This is a genomic window from Clostridium yunnanense (assembly GCF_016595795.1).
Lineage (GTDB): Bacteria > Bacillota > Clostridia > Clostridiales > Clostridiaceae > Clostridium_AR > Clostridium_AR yunnanense.
In genome coordinates, this window is record NZ_JAENHN010000024.1 from 1 (window position 1) to 547 (window position 547).

Below are 547 nucleotides of genomic sequence, written 5' to 3' on the forward strand. Positions count from 1 at the left end.
AATAAGGAAAGTAATCGGAAAATATGCATGCAAATAAAGCAGGCATATATCCCGCTAAAAAACTATTAAATTAATCCAGATTATGCTACTCTATACATGAAGCTTACGGATGTTTTTTCAGACATATTTCTAGGTCGCGAACGACCAGGTCGAATCGGTGTTACGTACCTAGCAATCAAAGCTTCTATATTAGGTGGAGTAATTTTACCAAGGAAAAATTCTCGGCATATATGTACTGCAACAGAAAAATTGACTTTATAGTCGTATTTTCTGCTCTTTTTTTCTATGATTACGTGTAAGGTAATTATTTCAGAAAAGTTGTACATAATTAGCCTTGCGTAGATTTCCTGAAGTATGTACTCCACTTTTTTTGAATGAAAATGTAACAATCCAATAGTATATTTCAAATCACGAAATGATGTTTCAATTCCCCAACGCTTGAAATAGAGCTCTCTCAGTTCTTGAGGTGAAAAATTCATTCTATCTAGGTTTGTAACAACAACCTCATAAGTATCATCAGTGATTTTAAAGCGTACAATCCGAAACG

The 547-nt window shown here is 33.6% G+C and carries 1 protein-coding gene; it reads right to left on the reverse strand.

The window, feature by feature from the left end; all coding sequences use genetic code 11:
• Positions 1 to 80: 80 nt before the first annotated feature.
• Positions 81 to 547 (reverse strand): transposase (locus JHL18_RS07350; RefSeq protein WP_200267654.1); only part of this gene is annotated, 467 nt, incomplete at its 5' end.